Origin of the sequence: Paenibacillus sp. HWE-109, from assembly GCF_022163125.1 — a bacterium.
Lineage (GTDB): Bacteria > Bacillota > Bacilli > Paenibacillales > NBRC-103111 > Paenibacillus_E.
In genome coordinates, this window is record NZ_CP091881.1 from 8,659,232 (window position 1) to 8,683,059 (window position 23,828).

Below are 23,828 nucleotides of genomic sequence, written 5' to 3' on the forward strand. Positions count from 1 at the left end.
CGAGAGGAGAAGCAGCCATGCGTAACGAGAAAGTGACACGCGATTGGGATAATCTGGCGGTGCTGGAGCGCAATCGTACGAAGAGTCGGGCGTATTTCATCCCGTACTCCGATCGGACCGGGGCTTTGAGCTATGATCGCGGGAGCTCCCCTTGGTTCAAATCCTTGAATGGCTATTGGAAGTTTCATTATGCGAAAGGGCCGGAATGGGCGCCGGATGATTTTTACGAAAAGAATTATGACCTGTCTGGTTGGGATGAGATCCAGGTTCCGAGCCACTGGCAGTTGAAAGGCTATGGAAACCCTCATTACACGGACTTATATTATCCGTTCCCGGTTAATCCTCCGCATGTGCCTAATGATAATCCTACAGGCAGCTATGTGCGAGAGTTTGAACTTCCTTCACACTGGGACGGCAGGAAGCTGGCCGTGAAATTCGATGGCGTGGACAGTGCTTTCCATGTATGGGTGAACGGGGCATTCGTAGGTTACAGTCAAGGCAGCCGATTGACGTCAGAGTTTGACTTGACCCCCTATATTAATCAGGGAATCAACCGAATGGCAGTGCGCGTCTATCAATGGTCAGACGGCAGCTATCTGGAAGATCAGGACATGTGGTATATGAGCGGTATTTTCCGCGATGTGTATCTGATTTCGGAGCCATCCTCCGCGCGGATCGTGGACTATAGGATTGTGACGGAATTGGACGCGGCCTACAGCAATGCGACATTATCTGTTGAGGTTGAACTGCAAGGCGAAGCGCTGCAAGGGAAACTCCTGCTGGAGCTGTTGGATAGCGAAGGGGCGCATGTTGTTTCGGCCGAAAAGCAGATCGCTGATGCGGCTAGCGGGAAGACGGTCCTCGTGTTTTCCATGTCGGTCACGAAGCCTGCGCTATGGAGCGCTGAAGCTCCATCACTCTATCATTTGGCCTTAAGTCTAGTAGATCAGAACGACAGGGTGATAGAGTCAGCTGCCCAGCGCGTGGGCTTCCGGAAGATCGAAGTGAAGGAAGGCCAGTTCTTGGTGAACGGCAAAGCGATCATGCTCAAAGGTGTAAACCGCCATGATCACCATCCGGATACAGGACGTACAGTGACGCTAACGACGATGATTCAAGATGTGAAAATGATGAAGCAGCATAATATCAATGCGGTCAGAACGGCTCATTATCCGAATGACCCGCGGTTCTATGATATTTGCGATGAATATGGCCTGTATGTCATGGAAGAAACCGATTTGGAAACCCACGGCTTCGAGCCTCTGGGCAATATTTCCCGGTTAAGCGATGATCCTGCCTGGCAGGAAGCTTATGTAGACCGCGTGCGCCGCATGGTGGAGCGCGACAAGAATCATCCTTCGGTTCTATTCTGGTCACTCGGCAATGAGTCCGGCTTCGGCTGCAATTTCCGGGCGATGTCAGCGTGGTGCAAACAAGCAGATCCAACCCGGCTTATTCATTATGAAGAAGATCGTGAAGCGGAAGTGTGCGATATTGTGAGCACCATGTACTCCTCTGTGGAGAAGATGGCAGGCTTCGGCCAGTTGATTGATCATCCAAAACCGCATATCCTATGCGAATTTGCGCATGCCATGGGGAATGGCCCAGGCGGGCTTAGACCTTATTTTGATACTTTCGATGCTTATAGAAGGTTGCAGGGCGGTTTCGTATGGGAATGGATTGACCACGGAATTCGCAGGAAAACAGCGGATGGCAGAGACGACTACGCCTATGGCGGAGACTATGGCGATGTGCCGAACAACAGCAATTTTGTCATTGATGGTCTTGTACGGCCGGATCGGACACCTTCGCCAGGTCTTATTGAATATAAGAAAATTATCGAGCCTGTTCGAGTCGAGCATATAAAAGAGGATCGCATACGGATCACGAATCGCTATGACTTTGTGACTCTCGATCACCTCTACGCCGATTGGAGCGTAACGGTAGAAGGTCAGACTGTCCAAAGCGGCATATTGGTTCTGCCGCGTATTGATCCTGGTGAAAGTGCAGAGCTGAGCATTCCATTCCAAGCAGACCGTCAGGTCGCCTTCTTGGAACAGGGGGCTGAGCGCTGGTTGAATATCGGCTTCACGCTTGCATCGGATTGTATCTGGGGCGAGCAAGGACATGAGATAGCTTGGGGACAATTCGCGTTAAGTGCAGTTGAGAACAGCACTTCAGAAGCAGCAAGTCTGCCGATTCGCAGCTTGATTTGCCTGGAGAAAGATCGCGAGCTTATCCTCACGAATGATTTATTTACGATCACGTTCGATACCCGTCTTGCCGGAATTAGATCACTGCGAATTAACGGCAAGGATCTTATGAACGCAGGGCCGCGTCTCAATTTCTGGCGTGCGCCGATTGATAACGACATGTATGTCCTGCCAGACTGGCGCAAGGCTCATCTCGATAGACTCAGCGAGCGTATCGATCACTGCCGCTGGGAGCGGGTGAATGAGGGGACGATTCGGATAACGTGGGAGTCACGCATCGCGCCTCCGGTATTCGATTGGGGCTTCCGATGTGAGACGACCTACACCCTAACAGGATCAGGGCTCATCATCATTGACGTGCAAGGGGTCCCGGAAGGCAAACCTCCTGCGATGCTTCCTAAGATTGGACTGCAAATGGAGATTCCAGGAGACATGGATGCTGTGAAATGGTATGGACGCGGCCCTGGAGAGAGCTACTCGGATAGTAAAGAAGCGGGACGGTTCGGTGTTTATCAGAAGTCGGTAGATGACTTATTCACTCCTTATATTTATCCGCAGGAAAATGGCAACCGCACCGATGTCAGATGGGTGTCGATTACGGATGGCGCCGGGACCGGCCTGCTTGCCGCAGGAGCGCCGACACTTGAATTCAGCGCAAGACGCTATACGGACGCTGATTTGGAAGCAGCCAAACATGCGACTGATCTTGTCGCGCGGGACTTCATAACACTGAATTTGGACTACAGGCAGAATGGTCTGGGCAGCAATAGCTGTGGACCTGCTCAATCGCCAGAGAACGCAGTCGCATCAGAAGCATTCCGTTTCAGGATGCTGCTTAAGCCCTATCTATCTGAAGATGCCCAAGCAGAGCGGCTGAGCCATCAAATGAGACGAGAAATGAACACGAACCAGCCACAGGAGGGAACTAACCATGCTTAACGTACAAGACATATTGAACTTAACGGGAAAAATAGCGGTTGTCACTGGGGGGGCCTCTGGGATTGGTCTGGCGACAGCTGAGCTGCTGGCCAACTGTGGAGCCTATTCGATCCTTCTTGATATTAATGAAACGCAAGGGGAACAAGCGGTGGCTGGTATTCGACAACAGGGAGGTCGAGCAAGCTTCTACCGTTGTGACGTTTCTTCCTCTGCCGATTGCGAGCGTGTTGCAGCCGAAATCGATGCCGCCCATGGACGAATCGATATTCTGTTCAACAACGCCGGGATTATTCGGCGTAAAACGGTTGTTGAACTGGAAGAACGCGATTGGGACTTGGTGATCGATGTCTCTTTGAAGGGCGTGTACCTGCTGTCCAAATACATCGTTCCTATCATGGAGCGCGAAGGTGGAGGCAGCATCATCAACTCCGGTTCCGGCTGGGGGCTTAAAGGCGGGGATCGCGCTGCCGCTTACTGCGCAGCCAAAGCTGGTGTTGTGAATTTAACGCGAGCGATGGCGATCGATCATGGTGTCGCCAACATCCGCGTGAATTGCGTATCGCCTGGCGATACGGACACGCCGCTGCTGCGTGATGAGGCGAAGCAGCTTCAGCGCAACGAGGCTGAGTTCCTGGTCGCCTCGGCTGGCGGTCGCCCGCTGGAGCGATTAGGCACGCCGCGCGATATCGCGAATGCGGTGCTGTTTCTAGCGAGTGATATGTCTTCCTGGGTCACAGGAAGCGTGCTTGTTGTGGATGGCGGCGGCATCGCCTGAGGACGATTCGCGTCCCGCTTTGCCAAGCGCCCGGCAGGCTAGCCCGCCCGGCAAGCTAAGAATCTAAGCGTATAAATCGATAAGTACACACCGATGAATGGAGGCGTTACCTTTGCCTAATAAAAGAACTTATGCCCATCCTTATATACCGAATACCGTGCCTGAGGTTCGCGATGCGATGCTTAAGGAGATCGGCCTGACTTCGATGGACCAGCTTCATGACGCCATCCCGGACAGCTTGAAGCTGAATCGGGCAATGAATCTCCCGCCAGCTATGACGGAATATGAGCTGCGCCGTCATATCGACGGCTTGCTTGCCAAGAATAAACATGGCGCTGCGTATCTGAATTTCCTCGGAGCGGGCTGTTGGCAGCATTTCATTCCGGCTGTCTGTGACGAGATCAATCAGCGTTCCGAATTCGTGACTGCCTATGCCGGTGAACCCTATGAAGATCACGGACGATTCCAAACGCTGTTCGAGTATCAAAGTCTGATGGCTGAACTTGTGGATATGGACGTCGTCAACGTCCCCACCTTCGACTGGGCGCAAGCAGCCTCAACCGCTATCCGGATGGCTGGCCGCCTAACAGGACGCCGTGCTGCCTTGCTTCCAAGATCAGTCGATCCAGACAAAGTGATGATCATAAACAACTACTGTACCCCTGTGATGGAGCTGCGCTTTGTGGAGATCGACGAGGCAACCGGCAAGATGGACTTGGCTGATTTGCGCAGCAAGCTAACCAGCGATGTAGCGGCGGTATACTTCGAGAATCCGGGTTACCTCGGCATTATCGAAGACCAAGGACAGGACATATCGGAGCTTGCGCATTCCGTCGATGCGATCTGCATCGTTGGCGTAGACCCGATTTCCCTTGGCGTTCTTCAGCCGCCAAGCCAATACGGCGCCGATATCGTCTGTGGAGATTTGCAGCCGCTGGGCATGCATATGAATTACGGCGGCGGTCAAGCCGGATTCATCGCGACGCGCGATGAAGAGGCCTACGTCATGGAATATCCTTCACGGCTGTTCGGCATCGTGCCGACGGAGGTAGAAGGCGAGTATGGCTTCGGCGATGTGGCTTACGAGCGTACCTCCTTCGCGCTTAGGGAGAAAGGGAAGGAGTCTGTCGGTACCCAGACAGCATTATGGGGGATAACCGCAGGTGTCTACCTGTCCTTGCTGGGGCCTTCCGGCATGCAGGAAGTTGGCGAAACTATTATGCAGAAGTCGCAGTACGCGGCGATGAAACTAGCCGCTATTCCTGGGATTTCCCTGCGATTCGGGGAAACAGCTTTCTTCAAGGAGTTTGTTGTTGATTTCAACGATACGGGGCTAACGGTCGCTCAAATTAATGCGCGGCTTTCCGACGCAGGGATATTCGGCGGTAAAGATTTGTCCGCTTCGTTCCCGGCATGGGGGCAATGTGCGCTCTATTGTGTGACGGAAATTCATTCGCAAGCGGATCTGGATCGCTTAGCAGACACCATTCAAACTATCGTTCGCAAACCGTGATCGACGTATATAGAGAAAGGACGGAACGCCATGAAACGAATTCGCCGAGATCATAAAGTCCGTAATTTTCATCAAGCCAAATGGGATGAGCCGGTCATCTTTGAGCTTCACCGTGAGGGTGAGCGAGGTGTCATTCCGCCTGGAACAGAGGCTGGCATTGCAGCTGAGGTGGGAGACGGCATCGGACGTATCCCATCATCTATGAAGCGGAAAACTGCGCCGGCTTTACCCGAAATCGGGCAAGCCAAAGTACTTAGGCATTATTTGCGCCTATCTCAGGAAACGCTGGGTTCTGATTTGAATGTTGAGATCGGACAAGGCACTTGTACGATGAAATACATCCCGCGTATCAACGAAATGCTGATCCGCACGCCCCATATGATGGAGCTGCATCCCTTGCAGGAGGCAGACTCGGTTCAGGGGATGCTGGAGATTTTCTACAAGCTGGACCTTGCGATGCGCGAGATCAGCGGGATGGACGCTTTCTCCTTCCAACCGAGCAGCGGCACGCAGGCTTTGCTGGCTATGGCTTCCATCGTACGCGCTTATCATGATTCACGGGGAGAAGGAGAACAGCGGGATGAAATCATCACGACGATTTTCTCCCATCCCTCCCAAGCGGCAACAGCTGCCGTCAAGGGCTACAAAATCATTACGCTGCACCCGGACGAAGACGGCTTCCCCGATCTGGAGAAGCTGAAGAGTGTCATCTCCGAGCGGACAGCAGGCTTTGTCGTTGCCAATCCGGAAGACACGGGCATCTACAACCACCGGATTCGCGAGTTTACCGACGTTGTTCACGAAGCTGGCGGCGTTTGCTTCTACGATCAGGCCAACGCCAATGGCTTGCTTGGCATCACGCGTGCGAAAGAAGCGGGCTTCGACATGTGTTTCTTCAATTTGCATAAGACCTTTGCCGCTCCTCATATGTGCGGTGGTCCAGCTACGGGCGCTCTTGGAGTAAGCGAAGAACTCAAACGTTTCCTGCCAGGGCCGCTCGTCGATTACGACGGCAGCCGTTATGTTTTGAAGAATCAGTCTGCTGAAAGCATTGGCAAAGTTCGCAGCTTCCACGGAGTAGCACAGACGGTACTGCGTTCGTATGCCTGGATTATGAGTCTTGGTCCGGACGGACTCAAGGATGTCGCTCAAATTGCCGTGCTGAATAACAATTATCTCTATCATAAAATCCTCCAAATCCGCGGAGCGAGCGCCCCTTATATCAAAGGCCGCCGCCTTGAACAGGTTCGCTACAGCTGGAAGCAGCTTACGGATGAGACGGGTGTCACGACCGAAGATATTACGCGCCGCATGTGTGATTTCGGCCTGCATTACTGGACGTCTCACCACCCGTATATCGTGAAGCAGCCGTTTACTTTGGAGCCGACAGAGTCGTATTCCAAAGAGGATCTGGACGAATACATTCAAGCGCTGGAGCACATTGCGAATGAGGCTTATACGCAGCCGGAAATTGTGCGCTCTGCTCCGCATAACAGCACGGTACACCGGAACGATGAATCGTCCCTCGATGATCCTAAGCAATGGTGCATTACTTGGCGGGCGTATTTGAAAAAGACTCAACTGGTGTGATGAGAGTAGAGACGCGGGGGGCGACTCTGGGTTGTCTCCTGCCCCTTCCGCTTTGCTAACTGGAAAACCTCCCGTTAAATTGGTATTTACGCACTAAAAGTAGCGATTACATGGAAAAACTCCTGTTAATTCCGATGATTTCTCGCTAAATAGCTGTTTTCTCGGGAATTAGAGGGAGGTTTTCCCGCTAGATGTCAGTTCAGAGCTATTCAGAGCCAAACTAACAGGAGCAATTCCTGTTAGACTTTGCCACAAGAACAAATAAGAGGCTGCTCATTAGGTTTGCAACCTGTGAGACAGCCTTTTTGTGTATGGCTTATTGCGGTTCTTTCATTAAGTCGATGAAATGCTGCGCAGTTTTTGTTAAATAGCGATCCTTGTACCAAATTAATCCGGTGGAAAGCAGGAGTGCACTGTCTGCGATGGCAAAGGATTGAATGTCGTATCCGCGATGCATGTTAAGAATGGAAGCCGGCACAATCGTTGTTCCTTCTCCCGAAGATACCCATGCCAACAGCGTCACGATATCCGAGCATTCGCCGATGATATTGGCAGTCAAGCCTCGCTTGGTGAATTGGTCGATAATGCTTTGATACAGCCCAAGCCCTTCTGCACTTGGCAAAATGAGCGGAAAACGCTGAATATCATTGTAACTGAATTCGCGCGATTCAAGCCCCATGTTGGTGGCTGCAACAAAATAAAAAGGCTCAGGCTGAAGCTCCAGTACATGGAACTCCTGCAGCTCCAAGGGGAGACGCACGATAGCAAGTTCGATTACTCGTTCTCTAATGAGTCTAAGAAGTTGCGCGGATTCATTCTGCTGTATTTTATAGGTAACCTCGGGATATCGAGTTTTAAAAATGCGCAGCAGCTGAGGTAAAAAGGCGGAAGATAACGTGTTGACGCCAATAAGCAATTTGCCTCGCGTACCCATGCCAATTTCTTTCACTTCCATTTCTGCTTCTTCCAGAAGCTTGGTCAAATGAAGGGCATGTACATATAAGGCTTGTCCAGCTTCGGTGAGTTCCAATCTTTTACCGTTTCGAATGACCAGTTGGACCCCGAGTTCTTGCTCCATGAGTTTTAATTGCTGCCCAAGCGGCGGTTGTGTCATGTGTAATCGGAGGGCGGCAGCCGTAATTTGCTGCTCTTCTGCGATAGCAATGAAATAGCGAAGTTGACGAATATCCATCGAGAAGCCTCCCACAATCCAAACGATAAACGTTTGATAAATGAACTTTATGTATATTTTTCGTTCGATAATGTCTATGTTACCATAGAGGAAGACTCGGACAAAAGAGGATGTGACTTTCATGAATCTAGCACTTTTTCGCGCAGCAGAGAGCGGAGATACGGATACAGTTCTACAATGGATTCAAAATGGAGCAGATATTAACATGAGAGACACTCTTGGACGTACGCCAATCCTGGCTGCTACCCATGGGAATAAAGTGGAAACAGTGAAAGCGTTGATTGAAGCGGGAGCGGATATTAATTTGCAAGATCACAAACGGGACAATCCGTTGCTATATGCCGGTGCGCAGGGAATGCTCGAAATCGTCCAGCTCATGATCGATGCCGGAGCAGATCCGGCGATTACGAACCGCTATGGCGGGACAGCGCTCATACCAGCTTCGGAACATGGGTATATTGAGGTTGTTAAGGAACTGCTTAGCCGCTCGAAGATTAACGTTAATCACATTAACAATCTAGGATGGACGGCGTTGATGGAAGCAATCATTTTGAGCAATGGCAAGGAAAAACAACAGCAGGTTATACAAGTGCTTATCGCCTACGGAGCCGATGTGACAATTCCGGATAAGGACGGCGTTACACCGCTGGAGCATGCAAGAGCGCATCATTTTACAGCGATTGAGCGTTTATTAATAGATGCAGGTGCTTAACTAATACCGATATGGATATTTGGGGAAAAGGTGTGATGACATGTTAAATGCTTCTTATTGGCTAACGAACGTAAGATTAGAACAAGGCTATGTTAAGGAAGATGGGCAAGTGGCTGGGACGAAAACAGGGCTTTTTCATATCCGAATTGAGGACGGTTCTGTTGCTGAAGTGATTGGAATGGAAACGGAAACGGAACTGCGGAGTCATCTGCCCAAATACGACTGCAACGCGCTGTTGTTGCTTCCTTCTTTCGAGGAGGCCCATATTCATTTGGATAAAACGTATCTCGATGCCCCGTGGAAAGCAGTAAAGCCTGTTTCCAGCATTTTCGAACGGATTGAGGAAGAGAAAGTATTACTGCCTAAACTTTTGCCCATGGCGAAGCAGCAAGCGGAAAGCATTCTGACGCTCATCCAGAGATTTGGCGCGACACATGTTCGGAGCCATTGCAATATCGAGCCTGTCAGCGGACTTCGACGATTAGAGGCAACCAAGCAAGCGCTGGATACATTCTCTGGCAAAATTTCTTCTGAAATTGTAGCTTTTCCGCAGCATGGACTGCTTCGATCGGATTCGGTGCAGTTGGTCAAGCAATCTTTGGCAGAGGGAGTCACGCATGTTGGCGGGGTAGATCCATATACGGTGGACGGGGACATTGAGAAATCGCTGCAGACCATGGTCGAGTTGGCTGTTCTTCATCACGCTGGCATAGACCTTCACTTGCATGATGGAAACGAAGCGGGTAAGCAAACGCTGACGCGACTAGCTGATTTGACCGAAGAAGCTGGATTGCAGGGAAAAGTTACCGTAAGCCATGCCTTCTGGTTCGCGAGTGCTCCCAAGCAAGAAGCAGAAGAGCTAGCTAGCCGGATGGCTGCGCTCGGCATGTCCATTGCATCGACGGTGCCCATTGGAAGAACCACGATGCCACTGCCCATGCTGCATAAGCAAGGCGTCAAAGTGAAATTAGCCACAGACAGCCTGACGGATCACTGGTCTCCGTTCGGAAATGGCGATCAACTGGAGAAAGCCGGGCGGTTCGCAGAATTGTATGGATACAATGATGAAAGGTCATTATCACAGTCTCTGGGGTTCATCACAGGCGGGATAACACCGCTTAATTCAGAAGGCGAGCAAGTGTGGCCAAAGGCGGGCGATGCGGCAAGCTTTGTATTGGTGCATGCCAGCTGCTCCGCAGAAGCAGTGGCGCGAAGAGCTGAGCGTCGAGCGGTTTGGTATCAAGGCCGACTGGTGAGCGGTTCGGTTTAGGTGCAGCTGCCTGTACAACGCAGGCACTTTATACATTTACTCCGAAGGGAGCTATGACCCCTTATTTGAATGAGATCCGCGAGAAAGGGGGCGCTCGCGCAACGTCGATCCCTTATTTCGCTGTCCGGCCTCCGGAATAGACTGATTTAGGCGGAATAGAGTATCTACGATCCGCAGGCACGAGAAAACAGCCGATTTGTCACAAATAGCGAATCGTCGATCCTTAGCTATGGGCGCGATGCCTCATCGTTCAATACTCAGCTACTTGCTCCCCTAGCTACACTCTGCGTTCTCCCAACCGTCTGCACAACTCCGCGCGCCTAAACAAATTTATTCCTAAGGGATCTATGATCCCTTATTTGAATGAGATCCGCGTAATAGGGTCCTCTCGCGGAACGGCGATTCCTTATTCCGCGGTTCGGCCTCCGAACATGTGCACGACAGCATCGAATCAGGAGCAAATAAGGTTGAAAAACAGCGTTACAGCAAAGGCGACGGGTGAAATCGAGTCTGTAAGGTTGAAAAACAACCTTACAGGAGGAACATGTGCACGACAGCATCAAATCAGGTGCAAATAAGGTTGAAAAACAACGTTACAGCAAAGGCAGCCGGTGAAATCGAGTCTGTAAGGCTGAAAAACAGCGACTAAGTCACGGTTCTATTTTTGCCTGAATTTTTGGCCTTATATAATTTTTTGTCAGCCTTTTCAAAAAGGGTTTCTTTGCTCATCCCAGGTTCGTAACTTGCGATGCCGATACTAATGGTGACGACTTTGCCGGCCATTTCCTCATGCTTCGTACCGGACACGGTGGTTCGAATCGTCTCGACCAATTTGATGGCACGCGCAACGTCGGTTTCAAACAATAGAAGCGCAAACTCTTCGCCTCCGTAACGTGCGGCAATATCGTTGGACGAGATCGTTTCCTTAATGATCTGCGCAACGCGTGAAAGAACAACATCGCCGATCAAGTGGCCGAAAGTATCATTGATGGTTTTGAAGTTGTCGATATCAAGTAAAGCCAGGAAAAATGAGGAGCTGCGCTCCCCGCTGTAAGTCAGCGCCATATCGAAATGCTCATAGAAGGATGCTTGGTTATATAAATGAGTGAGCGAGTCGATTTGGGCTTGTTTGCGCATAATGGCATATTGAATCATTAACTCTTGCTTGGCCGTCATTGTCGTAAGCAAAGCTTCCTGCAGCTCACGACCGCGGCTCATAATGTTTATGGCCAGCAGGGTGCAGGCGCCGATAAAGCAAGGGATTGCAACCAGATCGAAATCTGATAAATGGCTCCGGTAACTCTCATCCCCGAAGTACAAAAAGATAAATCCAAGCAGCTGCAAAATTGCAGAGAAAAGGGTTAATCGACTTCGATAAAAAATGACCGATACGAGTATAGGGAGTAAAAACAGGGCAGAAATGATCCGGATATCTGTGTTAAGTCGAATGATGAGGATCGCCAGAATCGTCCCTGCGACTACTAAGGTGTAAAAGGAATATTTTCGGAAAAATTTGTTGACTATCCAGGCCAGACCTACAGTTGCAGACATTTTCAAAGTCGGGAACAGGAGGACATAGTAGTAAAATTCCACAACCTGAGCGTCGTAAGGTAAAAAAAGATAAGAGAAAAGTTGAGCCAGAAGTTGTACCCCGATGATATACCAATAGGAAATCCATATTTTGCGGGCCCAAGTTGTTTCGCTGTCTGTTAAATTCGTTATCATTGTTCACCTGAATATGCTTTTTTGTGTCAATTTTACCATAGATACGATCATTTCGTTAATGTAGTAAATTATTTATGCCGCCAAGGTTTTCGGCGGGGATGGAAAAGTTTTCTGGCTTCGCTTTGTAGTATACTGAAAAAGAAAAATTCGAATAGGTTCACAATCATTCCGTTAGAGAGGAAGATGAATAAATGAGCGAATCGAATAGGAACCTGCTCGAAAATTTATTGTTCTCTTCCCTACATATCTATCATTATCAGGGACAAGCAGGGGGGATTTTGCGGAAAAGAACGATTCATTTCTATGCGGTCTGCGTGATAACGGGTGGCAAAGGCGTCGTTTCCATTAATGATGAGGTCTACGCGGCTGAACAAGGGGATTATTTCGTATTCTTGCCCGGTATGATTGTTGAAGGCAACTCTCATGCCGTTGACCCTATTCAATATGCAATTGGGCTCTTTTCATGCATGCAAGTAAGCAAGCATAGGAAAGAGTGGCGCATACAGCAGCCTCAATTTGAGCGTAAGGGCAAGATACAAGTGCCTCCTGATGACTATGATATCAAGGCAGCGGCAGATCAGTTGATGAATGCTAACGCGAATAAACACACGCCGAACGCAATTAAGCGGAAGTATGACTTGCATCACTTGCTTATGCTGCTCATGACTTGCAGCGGGGTACGCGGAGATATTACGGAAGCCGCCGTGGGTATGGCGCATGCCCTTGCCTACATGAACGAGAACTTTATGAAGGATACGCGAATTGGTGAATTAGCGCGAATTGCTGGATACAGTACGAATCATTTTATTAGAACGTTCAAGGACCAGATGAATATGACACCTACGGAATATGTGCTCAAACAGCGTATGGCCAAAGCCAAGCAGCTTCTTTTCTCATCCGAGAAAATGAAGGAAGTGGCTCAGCAAGTGGGCTATAAGGATGAACACTATTTCAGCAGGGTATTCAAGAAGGCGGAAGGAACGGCGCCCACGCTGTATTTGAAAGACCAAAGCCGGCGAATTGCTACCTTGTACTATGGGATTGATGATTACTTGCTAACACTGGGCCTCAAGCCCGTTGCCGCCTTATCCTATGTAGAGCGAGTATCACACACCTATCCGGTCGACTCTCTGACTGCGTTCAATAAGGACGTCGTTCGCCTGGACAGCATGAAATTGAATTATAATAAGCTGATTCAAACCAAACCGGATCTCATTCTTACCAGCGATCGTTTAGAAGAGAATGAGGCTTTGAAACATATTGCACCAACCGCCGTACTAAAGCATTCGAACGATTCAAGCACCATGCTGGCTTATATAGCAGGCATATTAGGCAGGGAACAGCAAGCGGCGGTATGGCTTGATAGTTATGCAGAACGAAAGCAAGCGATTCAGAAGAAGATCAAGGAAAAATGGGGGAAGCAGACTGCCTACTGTATTAGAGTGAGCCCTACTTTCTACCGCATATATGGAATCGATAATCAGATAGGATCGCTTCTCTATGAGGATGCCGGACTTACGCTGCCAAGTGCGATTTCAGCTCAGGAGTGGGCTATTGATATTCAATTGCAGGATTTGAACGGCTATAATGCCGATCATATTTTCCTTATGACAGATCCAACAGAGGCATCCAGACAACGGCTGCATAGACTTCTGGAATCGGAGGAATGGAGATCACTAGATGCGGTAAGGAATCATCAGGTGTATGACGCAAGCGATCTGCGATTCAAAACGTTAGGACCAGCCGGACGAATGTGGGCACTGAATGATCTCGCGGATCAGCTGAGAATCTAGCATGGTGAAATAGTTCAACCAAAAAGAGGGGGATAATCCATTGTTAATCCCGGTCTCATTCCTTAAAATGATAATGATTATTATTATTAATTAGAAATGGGGAACGGAAACAAATGCATAGATTCAAATTAACCGCAGTACTTATGGCTGCCGTCCTATTAGGTTTATTGGTCGCTTGCGGCAGCAATAAAGAGCCAGTTCAGCAGGAGCAAACCAAAGCAACCGCGGACAAAGCAACGAGAACGATCACTCATCTCAAAGGAAGTACCGTTATTCCTGCTAAAATAAATAAGGTCGTAGTTCTGTCAGCAGCCTATATCGATCACTTGCTCACGATTGGCGAAAAGCCGAGCGGGGTGAATGTTGAAGTGCGTTATGGAGGGGATTATCTGCCCTATTTGGCAAGCAAATTGGCAGGTGTGCCGCTTGTCGGTACTGCGGATAGTCCGAATTTGGAGGCCATTGTTCAGATCGCTCCCGATGTGATTCTCATTGAAAGCCGCACGGCGGATAAAACGTACGAACAGCTGCAGAAAATCGCACCCACCATCGTTCTTGGCAATGAGTGGCTTGCCTACGAAAGTGATACGACTTTTTGGACAAAGGATCTGTTAACCATCGCTGAGATGTATGACAAAGTCGATATGGCCAAAGCGAAGATAGCGCAGTTGGAAGAGAAAGCAGTCAAGGTTAGAGAGAAAATCAAGGCTATGGATAATAAGAAGCTTGCCTATTTGCGTGTAAGAGAAAAGAACCTTCAGCTATATGCCCAAAATGGGCACCCAACCAATGTTTTGCTGTATCATGATCTTGGATTTACACCATCAGCGCTTACGCCAAAGGATCAAAGAGCGGATCTTTCCCTGGAGAAAATTCCTGAATTACAGGCGGATTATATTGTCCTGGAAGTGGACCCGAATGCCCGTGACAATCGCAAGAACATGAACGAAAGTGCCTTGTGGAAAAATAACCCTGCCGTCCTGAACAACAAGATGTATGAAACGGATTCCTTCTGGTTATTTAAAGGATGGGGTGTTATAGGCCGCGGAGAGATTATCGACGAAATAACAAAAATGATTCAATAAATGGCGAACATGGGGCTTTCATACGGGCAAGAGTTGGGTGCTTGCTTGCAGCAATATTTTGTGACATCGATTCGAAGCTCGCAGGGTCCAGTGTTGGCGAATTCGGCTGAGGATCTGCTCGATGCAACAAGACTAACACCAATTCTGCGGCAGCAGTCTGACCAGTTGGGGCAACCTGATCCTGTTGTCATAGGTACTTTATTTGCCAAGCGTTACTCGGTATTCGCAATGGGACTTTTAGCGGCTATCAGTCTCCACGATACATCGTTAGCCTTGTCGCATGATCGCGTGCGTTTGCAGGTGACCCAGGCAGGGGCCATGCAGTATGAGACAGCGGTGGAGGATTCCCCTCTGCTGTCCGTTTCAAATCTCGAGGAACGCAGAGCCAGATTAACGGACTATGTCGTGCGGCTGCAAATGCATTTGCAGCCTATATTTCAAGCCGTGTCTGCACAGACGGGAGCAAATGTTCAGGTGATGTGGACGTTAGTATCACATAACTTGCACAATCTGTATGCGCGGTTAGAGGCTGATGAGCGCATCTGGCAGACAACCGAACGGCTGCGCCTGATCATGGCTGATCGGAGTGTGCTCTTGGAACCGAGGAGCGGCCATGCATTTGCCGTTAAGTTTCGTTTGTTCGAGCATTCACAGTGGCAGGGTTCCCCCTTCTATCTACGTCGTCATTGTTGCCTTGCTTATCGCATACAGCATCCATCTGGGGAGCATGATTACTGCCAGACTTGTCCCAAATTAAGTACGGAAGAACGGCTGCAGATGCTTGTAAAATAAAGGGTTGCCCATCAGGTGAACGGCCTGGAGGGCGGCCCTGTTTTGCTGTTTCAACCAACTTCCCTGCTTGCTATAATAGGGGGTATCAAGGATAGGAGGACACCTTCATGGAAAATCAGGCGAAAGTCAGTCAGTATATCATCATTAAGGAAACGCTGGACGAGCTGATGCAAAGTGGTCAGCTCAAAGTTGGCGATCGCATGCCTCCGGAAATAGAGCTGGCTCGCCAATTTCAAGTGAGCCGGGAAACCGTGCGCGCTGCGATGAAGCAGTTGGAGCAGGAAGGAAAGCTGGATGTCAGGAAAGGGGTTGGCCGCTTTGTGCGCCGCCCGTTGAACGCCATTCCGAGTAGTATCGACAAATTCATCTCGACGGAAGAGATCATCCGTTCCGCGGGATTAGTGGAAGGCCAATTGAAGCAATTTGTGCGAACAGAACCTTGTCAGGAGGAATGGGCCGACTATTTGAGAATTCCAGTGGGGACGCCTGTTATTATTAATGAACGAACGAGAACGGCTAATGAAGAACCTGTTGCGCATAATGTGAATATTATGCCGCTTGCCTTGGTTGAGCAGGCTTTTCAGAAAACACCGCTGATCGGCTCCTTGGTTCGGTTTCTGGAATCCGAATGCGGTATTCATCTGACCGCTGCCAATGCGGAGTTGGTCGTTCCTCATCATTCCCATCCGATTTGCCGCAAGCTTCAAGTGAACAAAGACACAACAGTCCTCATGATGAAGCAAATCCACTTTGACCAAAAGCATATGCCTGTCTTATTTTCCTACGATTATTACCGTAACGATGTGTTCCAATTCTGGGTGAACCGTCGGAGGTAAGGCAAGACAGAATTGATGAACTTAACAATTTCTTCGCACATAGTTGACAGACCGTTAATAAAGCTCATCCATAATAGGAATTGAAGATGTCTAGACAACATTTCAGAAATTCGAAAAGGATGGGGACTATGAAGAGATTAATGAACGTACTGTGTATTCTGACGTTTACATCAATAGTTTCGGCTGGTTGCGGAACCAATGAGGCTGCGACTAGCACGGCAGCAGTCACGAATGGAACGACGGCAGCAGCTGCGACTACTGCCGCACCTAAGAAATATGAAATCAATTTGGCAACGGCTGGGGATACGAACATGACGGATCTTCAGGAGAAGAATGTTTCCTTGGATTTCCAAAAGCAGTACGCCGGATCTCAAGTTCGAGTCGTGAATACAGGTGCAGGGGACGCTGGCACGCAAAAAATATTTGAAAAATTAAAAGCCCAAAAAGATGCAGGCAAGACAGAGTGGGATATCGACCTTGCGATTGTGCATCAAAGCGGTATGCAGCAGTTGATTGATAATGACCTATTGGATAAATGGGTGCCGCAATCAGCTAACAAGCAGTATGTTGTTTCGGCTGACAGCAAAAACAGCCTGGGCACCAATGTAGAAGGTTATGTGATTCCGCTCTTCCATAGTCAGGTTGCTCTTGCTTATAACCCGGATAAAGTGAAGCAATTCCCCGCTAACTTCGAGGATCTAACGACTTGGATCAAAGCGAATCCCAAGCGTTTTGGCTATAACGGCATCCAGAATGGTGCGAGTGGCGTCGCATTTGCCACTGCGTATACGTACTGGAAATCAGGCGACTACAAAAAGCTGAGCGAAGGCCCGTTTGACGCGTCACTGGAGCAGAAATGGCCGGCAATTATGAAGGAGCTCAAAGCACTTCCTGTTACCTACACGAACGGCAATAACGGTACGCTCGATATGCTGAACCGTGGTGAAATCGATATGGGACCTGTATGGGTCGATATGTTTAACTTATGGGTGAGCGAAGGACGCATGAACCCTGCATATGGCTTGAAAATCGTCGATCCCGGCATACCAGGTCAACCGATGTATGTGGTGATTCCCAAAAATGCCAAGAACAAAGAAGCGGCTTTAAAGTATGCCGATTTGTTGACCTCTCCTGAAACGCAAGCGAAGGTGATTGTAGAGAAAAATAGCTGGTATCCAGGCATTGACGCAACGGCAGTGCTTCCAAAGGTTAGCGAGGAAGGCAAGAAGAAGTTGTTCAAGGATATTACAGCAGAGGATTTGAATAAACGTGGTCAGTCATTTCCCATCAATACCTACTTCGACCATCTGAAAACGGCATATGAGAAAAACTAATTCACATTCCAACGTCTTTTGGCATCAAGCAGCAGGAGTGGGACTCGCCACTCCTGCTATTGCCGTTGTCGCGCTGCTTTTCATGTACCCGTTTGTTCTCTCCTTCCTATCGAGCCTCCGCTCCCAGGAGCAGGTATGGACGCTAGCAAATTATGTTGAGGCGTTTTCGCTTTATGGTGGCGACTTGCTGTTTACGCTGTGGGTGTGTGCGGTCAGTTTAGTTTTGCTTATCGGATGCACTGCGATGATCGGCGGATTTTTGCGCTTAGGCGCCTATCCTGTACTGGAATTTATATTTAAAATTCCGCTATTCGTTCCGTTCGTTGTCGTAGGGCATGCGATGCGGGTATTTCTGGCACCGCATGGTACGCTGAATTCCGCCATTGCTATAACGGGCTGGTTCAATCCGGACATGCTGCCATCCTTTGCATTCTCAACGCTCGGCCTTGTTGCCGCTTTGGTGTGGAAAAATCTTGGTTTGGCTCTGCTCCTGGTGCTTGGCGGCTTCCGCTCCGTGAATGAAGGGATGCTGGAAGCGGCAAGGGGGATGGGGGCAGGCAAGCTCAGATTAATCTGGCATTTCCTCGTTCCCATGAACAAAAGCAGCATCGGTGTGATGGCTGTTCTAACCTTCACCTCCATGCTAGGCTGCTTCTCGATTCCTGCTATGTTGGGTAACGCGGGCGGGCATCAAATGCTGATGATGGATCTATATCATCAAAGCGTCTATCAACATAATTACGGATTAGCGAATGCGATTGGCGTTATTACCTATGTAGCTTCTATGGGAGCTGCCATTTACTACCTGAAGGGGTTGTCGAAGAAATGAGCAAATCCATTTCGGCAGCTGCTGCTAGCAGCTCGCATAATCTGATAGGCAGGAAGCCTCCCTTCGCTCGTATGACGCGTCGATTATTGTTGTATGCCGTATCGATATTTTTCATATTTGGGCCGCTGTCGAGCCTTATTCTGTGGTCGCTGGCGGAGAAATGGTTCTGGCCGCACCCGTTCCCAAGCGCTTGGGGATTCAAGTATTGGCATCAAGTATTTGAGGGTAAAATGCTCTCCTCGCTGGGCCTGAGCTTCGCCATCGCCATTACGGTCACACTGCTCTGTTTGGTGCTGACCGTCCCTTTGTCTTATCTCATTGCTCGCAACCGGCTTCCTTTCAAGCATGTGATTCTGCTGTTGTTTCTGCTGCCTCAGGCATTCCCGCAGCTGCCAGTCTTCACGAATGCGATGGTTTTTCTCTATCGATTTGATTTGGTAGGCACGTTGACGGGGCTGACATTGATTCATTTGGTGGGAGCCATCGTGTTCTCAGTATGGACGTTGGTATCCGTGTTTCAATCTGTAGCGGAATCGATGGAAGAGGCTTCATATATGCTCGGTGGCGGGAAAGTGTACACGTTTTTTCATGTGGTGCTGCCGATGGCTGCCCCTGGGATTATCGCGAGTTCGTTATTAGTTTTTTTATATTCGTTGGATGAGTTCACCGGCAGCTTATTAATTGGCGCGCCATTTCATATTACGATGCCTGTCTTTATGTATAACGCTGCCAATGGCTACGAGATGCAGGTCGCTTCAGTCACCTCAGTACTGCTGATGGTACCGGGAATCATCTTGTTGTTTTTCCTGCAACGGTTTATGCGTTCAGAATATTTGGCTGCATTCGGGAGGGTTTAAGATGGGCATCACCATTCAAAGCTTGAACAAGCGTTACGGTAAAAAGAGGGGGATTACAGATATCAACCTAGCCCTGCCCAAAGGTGGATTAACAGCCATTGTCGGGCCCAGCGGATGCGGGAAAACGACGCTGCTCAGGACGCTGGCTGGATTCTTGACGGCTGATGAGGGGCGTATCCTATTCGGCTCCCAAGACGTTACGCATACTTCCCCCCAGCAGCGGAAAGCGGCCATGGTCTTTCAACATTACGCGCTCTGGCCGCATATGAGCGTATTCGACAATGTCGCTTATGGTCTGAAGCTGCAAAAGGTGGCGAAGCTGGACCGGGAAGCCCGCGTGCATGAAGTGCTGGAACGGGTAGAAATCGATACGTCCGACATTGCGGCCCGCTATCCGCAGCAATATTCCGGCGGACAGCAGCAGCGAATTGCGCTAGCCAGAGCGCTAGTCGTGCAGCCTGAGGTGCTGCTGCTCGATGAACCTTTGTCCAATCTGGATGCGAAGGTACGTCAAAGGCTAAGGGTTGGGATTCGCAGCATCCAGCAATCTTTTGGCATTACAGCCGTTTATGTGACACATGATCAGGAAGAAGCTTTATCGATGGCCGATTACGTGATTGTTATGAACGAGGGCAGGGTTGAACAAGCGGGCACGCCGGAAGAGATCTATCGCCAGCCCTCCACGTATTTTACGGCTCAATTTCTGGGAGAAAGCCACACGCTCACACTTCATCGACAAGGGACACGTCAGAAAGTTGTTATCCGCTCTGGAGACTCATTTATTGAATCAAATGGTGAAGTTCATCGAGATGACGAAGGCAAGCAGCAGGTAAGAGAAGAGAATGGCCATTATGTGCTGCAGGGGACTATTCGCCATCATTTATTTATGGGGTCCTACTACCGCTATATGGTAGAGATTGACGGTCAACACATCTTTGTTGACGATGATGCGCTTCTTCAGGCGGGGCCCTGCACCGTCAAAATTCCTTGTGAAAAAGCCTATTGGTTTGACATCTAACAGATAGAGGGAGGCCAGCTATCCATGCGATTGATCGTGATGGGAGACTTGCATTATTCGCTGATGAATGGCGGCGCTGAGGAAGTGCTGGAGGCGCGGGATAAGTTCTACAGGGCTATGATTCATCATTTTGTACAATTGGAAGCTGATTATCATATTTCACTGGGGGACCTCACCCATGAGGGAGTGCCGGAAGAGTTCGAGCACATGTTGCAGTGGATCGGCGGCAATGTCGGTCACTTCATACCGGTGATTGGGAACCATGACGCTTATTTGCTTCCCAAATCGGACATTACCGCAATCATCGGTCACAAGCGGTATCAGGCCATCGAGCGAGATGAGGCTCATATCCTTATTCTCGATACGACCAAAGAAATGAATCGGGATGACTGGGGCGGGGAGCTGGATGAGGAGCAGCTAAGATGGCTTGAAGATGAGCTCGTGAAGTCAGGGAATAAGCCGGTTTTGGTGTTTGGTCACCATCCGGTATATGGCACGACGGCACGCTCAACCATGGAGATGATGTCGATTGACCCGCGAACGGATATTCGAGCTGTTCTGAACAAGAAGCAAGGACAAGGATTCTACTTCTGCGGACATAACCATGTGAATTCCATTGTGCAAGAGGATAATTGGTTTTATATTCAGACAGCAGCTTGTCTGGATGTTCCAGCCTTCCGCAGGGTTGAGCTGCATGAAGGTGCGGTTCGAATTGATCTTGTTGCTATAGACGATGCCGAACTGGCCAACTACATGGAAATTGTGTATGCCAATATACCGGGATGGGAATCCATCGTGACGGCAAATGGCGAAGAAAAAGACAGGGTTCTGGAAGTGAAGCTCCTGTCTAACTAATCTTCCTATCAGGCCTAATTTCTCAACAGACCCAACAAAGCAGCTGCCACACAGCCGCTTTGTTTTTTTTGCCTTACGACCAGTCAATCGTTATGACCAATCAATCGTTTGAAACGTTCTAGTTTCCGCCGATTTTCTTGCTTTGAGGCATTGCAGGGCGCTGATGAGTCCATCATCGAGCGTACTGATGGATGTGTTCCGACCTTGCATGAGTTCGATGAAATTGCTGGCTAGCATGCGGTCGCCGCCAAAGTGATCCTGCGAAGCATCGATTTCATACGTCTCGACCCGTGAGGTATGGTGCATGAAGACCTTGACGATGCCCGTGAAAAAATCAAATTCCACCGTACCTTTGTAACCAAGGAAGCGGGCGCCACGCGAGGCGGCTTGTTTACGCGCGAAGAAGTTCTGTGAATACGAAACGTGCATGCCGTTCTCATAATAAATGAGAGCGCTTCCGGAGTCTTCATTGCCGGTATCTTTGGCGAAGCTGCAGTACGCCCAGCGATCACGAACGTCAGGCTCAGCGAAAGCGGTGCTTTCTTCACACGTTCTGTTCTCCGTGCAGTCCACGCATTTCAAACCAGCGGGTTTGTCGCCTTTGAAAATTTGCTTGGACGTCATCGCACATACGCTGACAGGCTGCATCTGAAGCACGTGATTGATGTAATCGAAATCGTGGGTCGCTTTTTGCAGAAACAAGCCCCCTGTCAACGACTCATCCCGGTACCAGTTATGGAAATAGACGCCGCCGTAAGGAACATTATTGATCGCTTGCACGTGCTCGACCGTGCCGATTTTGCCGGAATCCACAATTTCCTTGACCCATTGGACAATGGAAGTCACTCGCAGGGGAAACGACACGACGACAGGCGATTTGTAATGGTCATTGCCTGCTTTTAAACGGCGTAGATCCTGCATCGTTGTGGCGACCGGCTTTTCAAGAAATAAAGGGATGCCCGTCGGAAGCACCTTCAAAGCCATTTCCGTGTGCAGCAGGCACCGTGTCCCAATGAGGATGCCATCCAGTTGCGTCGAAGCCATCATTTCCTCCGGTGTATCATAGAAGAGGGTATCCATCAATTGAGGCAGCCGCTCCTGCTGGATTTCATGCTTTCTGATGTCGGAAATTGCCGCAATGTGGCAAGCATTGTCCTCTTTCATAATTTTCGCGATGACATCCTGAATGCGGTTTCCGTAACCAATAACTCCTAATTTCATTTTCATTTCCTCCTTGGCAGTTGTTGAACTATTTTCTATTATAGAGAGGAGGATTGCAGATAGATTTGTCATCAAAGCCGAGTTTTTTGCTTTTTTGAATGAAAGGACGCCATGCTAATGGAGCTGGAACGTGTTTACTTAAATCTGACGATAGAAATCCGCAGCATCATTACGATGTACTATTTTGAGTTTGGCAAAGATTATGTTTTCTCCGGGGAAAGTCATGACTTTTGGGAAATGGTTTATGTGGATAAGGGCGAAGTCGAAGTGATTGCCGATACAACCAGTCATACACTGAAGACGGGCTCTCTGATTTTTCATAAACCGAATGAGTTTCACAGCTTTACAGCCACGCATGGAAGGGCGCCGAATGTGATCGTCATCACGTTTGATTGTTATTCGAAAGCGATGGAGCAATTTGAAAACAAGGTGTTCCAGCTTCAGGATGAGGAGAGAAATCGGCTTGCCCAAATTATTGAGGAGGGTGCCAATACTTTTATTTTTCCTTTTAAATATCCCTTGACCCGCAAGCAGAATGCGGAGATTGGCAGTGAGCAACTGCTGAAGAATTATTTGGAAATGTTCCTCATTCTGCTGCTTCGCAAGGAGACGCATCAAGAGAGCGATCAGTCCTTGTCGTTCCTGCCCAAGGAGAAGGATGAAGCCCAGCTTGTGACAGCGATTATCCATTTCCTGGAAGAACGGCTGGATTCCCAAATTTCCTTAACAGAGATTAGTGATAAATTTCATGTAGCCAAAACGAAGCTGAAAGACTTGTTCGCTAAACATACGGGTAAAAGCATTAAGGAATATTTCATGCGGCTGAAAATCGACAAGGCCAAAGTGTCCATTCGTGAAGATGTGCATAATTTCACGGAAATAGCTCAGCGGCTTGGCTTCAGCAGCGTTCATTATTTCTCCAAAGCTTTCAAACGGGTAAGCGGCATGAGCCCCTCCGAATACGCCAGGTCTGTGAAGGCCAGAAGCCGCATAGGCAGTTAAACTTGCTTATTTGTTTGCTGACGTCCACCGCAGACTTCGCTTTAGGGGTTTTCGGTCTCACAGGGCATCTAATGAACTGTAGGATGCTTATAGAGCGGAAAAAGGCTACTTTGGCGATATAATGAACTGGATTAACGCTATCGAGCAAATTATAGGGGGAAAGGTGATCATTTGCTTGAAATAGGGCATCAGGAATTCATTAGAATTTCAGAATGCGCGATTTTGGCCGAATAAAGGGTATTGAGTTCGTTAGGGGCTTGGGTTTGCCTCAAGGGAA

General features: G+C 49.1%; 18 protein-coding genes and 1 pseudogene. 16 read left to right on the forward strand and 3 right to left on the reverse strand.

Annotated features, from left to right (window positions below):
* Positions 1-17: 17 nt before the first annotated feature.
* The 4 genes from LOZ80_RS37255 (at position 18) to gcvPB (ending at position 7,030) form a co-directional block, all read left to right on the forward strand.
* Positions 18-3,152: a beta-galactosidase, LacZ type gene (locus LOZ80_RS37255; protein WP_238169199.1), complete on the forward strand. Its 3,135-nt coding sequence runs from the start codon at positions 18-20 to the stop codon at positions 3,150-3,152.
* Positions 3,145-3,927: an SDR family NAD(P)-dependent oxidoreductase gene (locus LOZ80_RS37260; protein WP_238169200.1), complete on the forward strand. Its 783-nt coding sequence runs from the start codon at positions 3,145-3,147 to the stop codon at positions 3,925-3,927. The genes LOZ80_RS37255 and LOZ80_RS37260 overlap by 8 nt, the downstream gene beginning before the upstream one ends.
* Positions 3,928-4,039: 112 nt before the next feature.
* On the forward strand, positions 4,040-5,440 hold the full coding sequence (gcvPA, locus tag LOZ80_RS37265) for an aminomethyl-transferring glycine dehydrogenase subunit GcvPA (protein ID WP_283214727.1): 1,401 nt from the start codon (positions 4,040-4,042) through the stop codon (positions 5,438-5,440).
* 30 nt (positions 5,441-5,470) lie between these two features.
* The gene (gcvPB, locus tag LOZ80_RS37270) at positions 5,471-7,030 is read left to right on the forward strand and encodes an aminomethyl-transferring glycine dehydrogenase subunit GcvPB (RefSeq protein ID WP_238169201.1); all 1,560 of its coding nucleotides are present in this window, start codon (positions 5,471-5,473) and stop codon (positions 7,028-7,030) included.
* 316 nt (positions 7,031-7,346) lie between these two features.
* Here the strand turns inward: gcvPB and LOZ80_RS37275 are convergent, their stop codons facing one another.
* Entirely contained in the window at positions 7,347-8,222 is an 876-nt protein-coding gene (locus LOZ80_RS37275) for a LysR family transcriptional regulator (RefSeq protein WP_238169202.1), read from the reverse strand.
* Between the two features lie 88 nt (positions 8,223-8,310).
* Between LOZ80_RS37275 and LOZ80_RS37280 the strand changes: the two are divergent.
* Both LOZ80_RS37280 and LOZ80_RS37285 read left to right on the forward strand, forming a co-directional pair.
* Positions 8,311-8,934, forward strand: a pseudogene (locus LOZ80_RS37280) (ankyrin repeat domain-containing protein); the annotation flags it as partial.
* Between the two features lie 40 nt (positions 8,935-8,974).
* A complete protein-coding gene (locus tag LOZ80_RS37285; protein ID WP_238169204.1) occupies positions 8,975-10,204 on the forward strand; it encodes an amidohydrolase in 1,230 nt (409 codons plus the stop codon).
* A 645-nt stretch (positions 10,205-10,849) separates the two neighbouring features.
* On the opposite strand, the gene LOZ80_RS37290 is transcribed toward LOZ80_RS37285, so the two are convergent.
* The gene (locus LOZ80_RS37290; protein ID WP_238169205.1) at positions 10,850-11,929 is read right to left on the reverse strand and encodes a GGDEF domain-containing protein; all 1,080 of its coding nucleotides are present in this window, start codon (positions 11,927-11,929) and stop codon (positions 10,850-10,852) included.
* Between the two features lie 191 nt (positions 11,930-12,120).
* Between LOZ80_RS37290 and LOZ80_RS37295 the strand changes: the two genes are divergently transcribed.
* The 9 genes from LOZ80_RS37295 (at position 12,121) to LOZ80_RS37335 (ending at position 21,328) form a co-directional block, all read left to right on the forward strand.
* Entirely contained in the window at positions 12,121-13,722 is a 1,602-nt protein-coding gene (locus tag LOZ80_RS37295) for an AraC family transcriptional regulator (RefSeq protein ID WP_238169206.1), read from the forward strand.
* Positions 13,723-13,835: 113 nt separating this feature from the next.
* Positions 13,836-14,807: an ABC transporter substrate-binding protein gene (locus LOZ80_RS37300; RefSeq protein ID WP_238169207.1), complete on the forward strand. Its 972-nt coding sequence runs from the start codon at positions 13,836-13,838 to the stop codon at positions 14,805-14,807.
* Positions 14,808-15,599 carry a hypothetical protein gene (locus LOZ80_RS37305; RefSeq protein WP_238169208.1) on the forward strand — a complete coding sequence of 264 codons (792 nt, stop codon included), beginning with the start codon at positions 14,808-14,810 and terminating at the stop codon, positions 15,597-15,599.
* A 107-nt stretch (positions 15,600-15,706) separates the two neighbouring features.
* Positions 15,707-16,435: a GntR family transcriptional regulator gene (locus LOZ80_RS37310; protein WP_238169209.1), complete on the forward strand. Its 729-nt coding sequence runs from the start codon at positions 15,707-15,709 to the stop codon at positions 16,433-16,435.
* Between the two features lie 128 nt (positions 16,436-16,563).
* Positions 16,564-17,769, forward strand: coding sequence for an extracellular solute-binding protein (locus LOZ80_RS37315; RefSeq protein ID WP_238169210.1), 1,206 nt, complete (start codon positions 16,564-16,566; stop codon positions 17,767-17,769).
* On the forward strand, positions 17,756-18,598 hold the full coding sequence (locus LOZ80_RS37320) for an ABC transporter permease (protein ID WP_238169211.1): 843 nt from the start codon (positions 17,756-17,758) through the stop codon (positions 18,596-18,598). The genes LOZ80_RS37315 and LOZ80_RS37320 overlap by 14 nt, the downstream gene beginning before the upstream one ends.
* Positions 18,595-19,455, forward strand: a complete 861-nt coding sequence (locus LOZ80_RS37325) for an ABC transporter permease (protein ID WP_189019543.1) — start codon at positions 18,595-18,597, stop codon at positions 19,453-19,455. Before LOZ80_RS37320 ends, LOZ80_RS37325 begins: the two co-directional genes overlap by 4 nt.
* Before the next feature lies 1 nt (position 19,456).
* Positions 19,457-20,473, forward strand: a complete 1,017-nt coding sequence (locus LOZ80_RS37330) for an ABC transporter ATP-binding protein (RefSeq protein ID WP_238169212.1) — start codon at positions 19,457-19,459, stop codon at positions 20,471-20,473.
* Positions 20,474-20,497: 24 nt separating this feature from the next.
* Positions 20,498-21,328, forward strand: coding sequence for a metallophosphoesterase family protein (locus LOZ80_RS37335; RefSeq protein WP_238169213.1), 831 nt, complete (start codon positions 20,498-20,500; stop codon positions 21,326-21,328).
* Between the two features lie 90 nt (positions 21,329-21,418).
* On the opposite strand, the gene LOZ80_RS37340 is transcribed toward LOZ80_RS37335, so the two are convergent.
* Positions 21,419-22,549, reverse strand: coding sequence for a Gfo/Idh/MocA family protein (locus LOZ80_RS37340; protein ID WP_238169214.1), 1,131 nt, complete (start codon positions 22,547-22,549; stop codon positions 21,419-21,421).
* A 117-nt stretch (positions 22,550-22,666) separates the two neighbouring features.
* Between LOZ80_RS37340 and LOZ80_RS37345 the strand changes: the two genes are divergently transcribed.
* Positions 22,667-23,551, forward strand: coding sequence for an AraC family transcriptional regulator (locus LOZ80_RS37345; RefSeq protein ID WP_238169215.1), 885 nt, complete (start codon positions 22,667-22,669; stop codon positions 23,549-23,551).
* Positions 23,552-23,828: the final 277 nt, after the last annotated feature.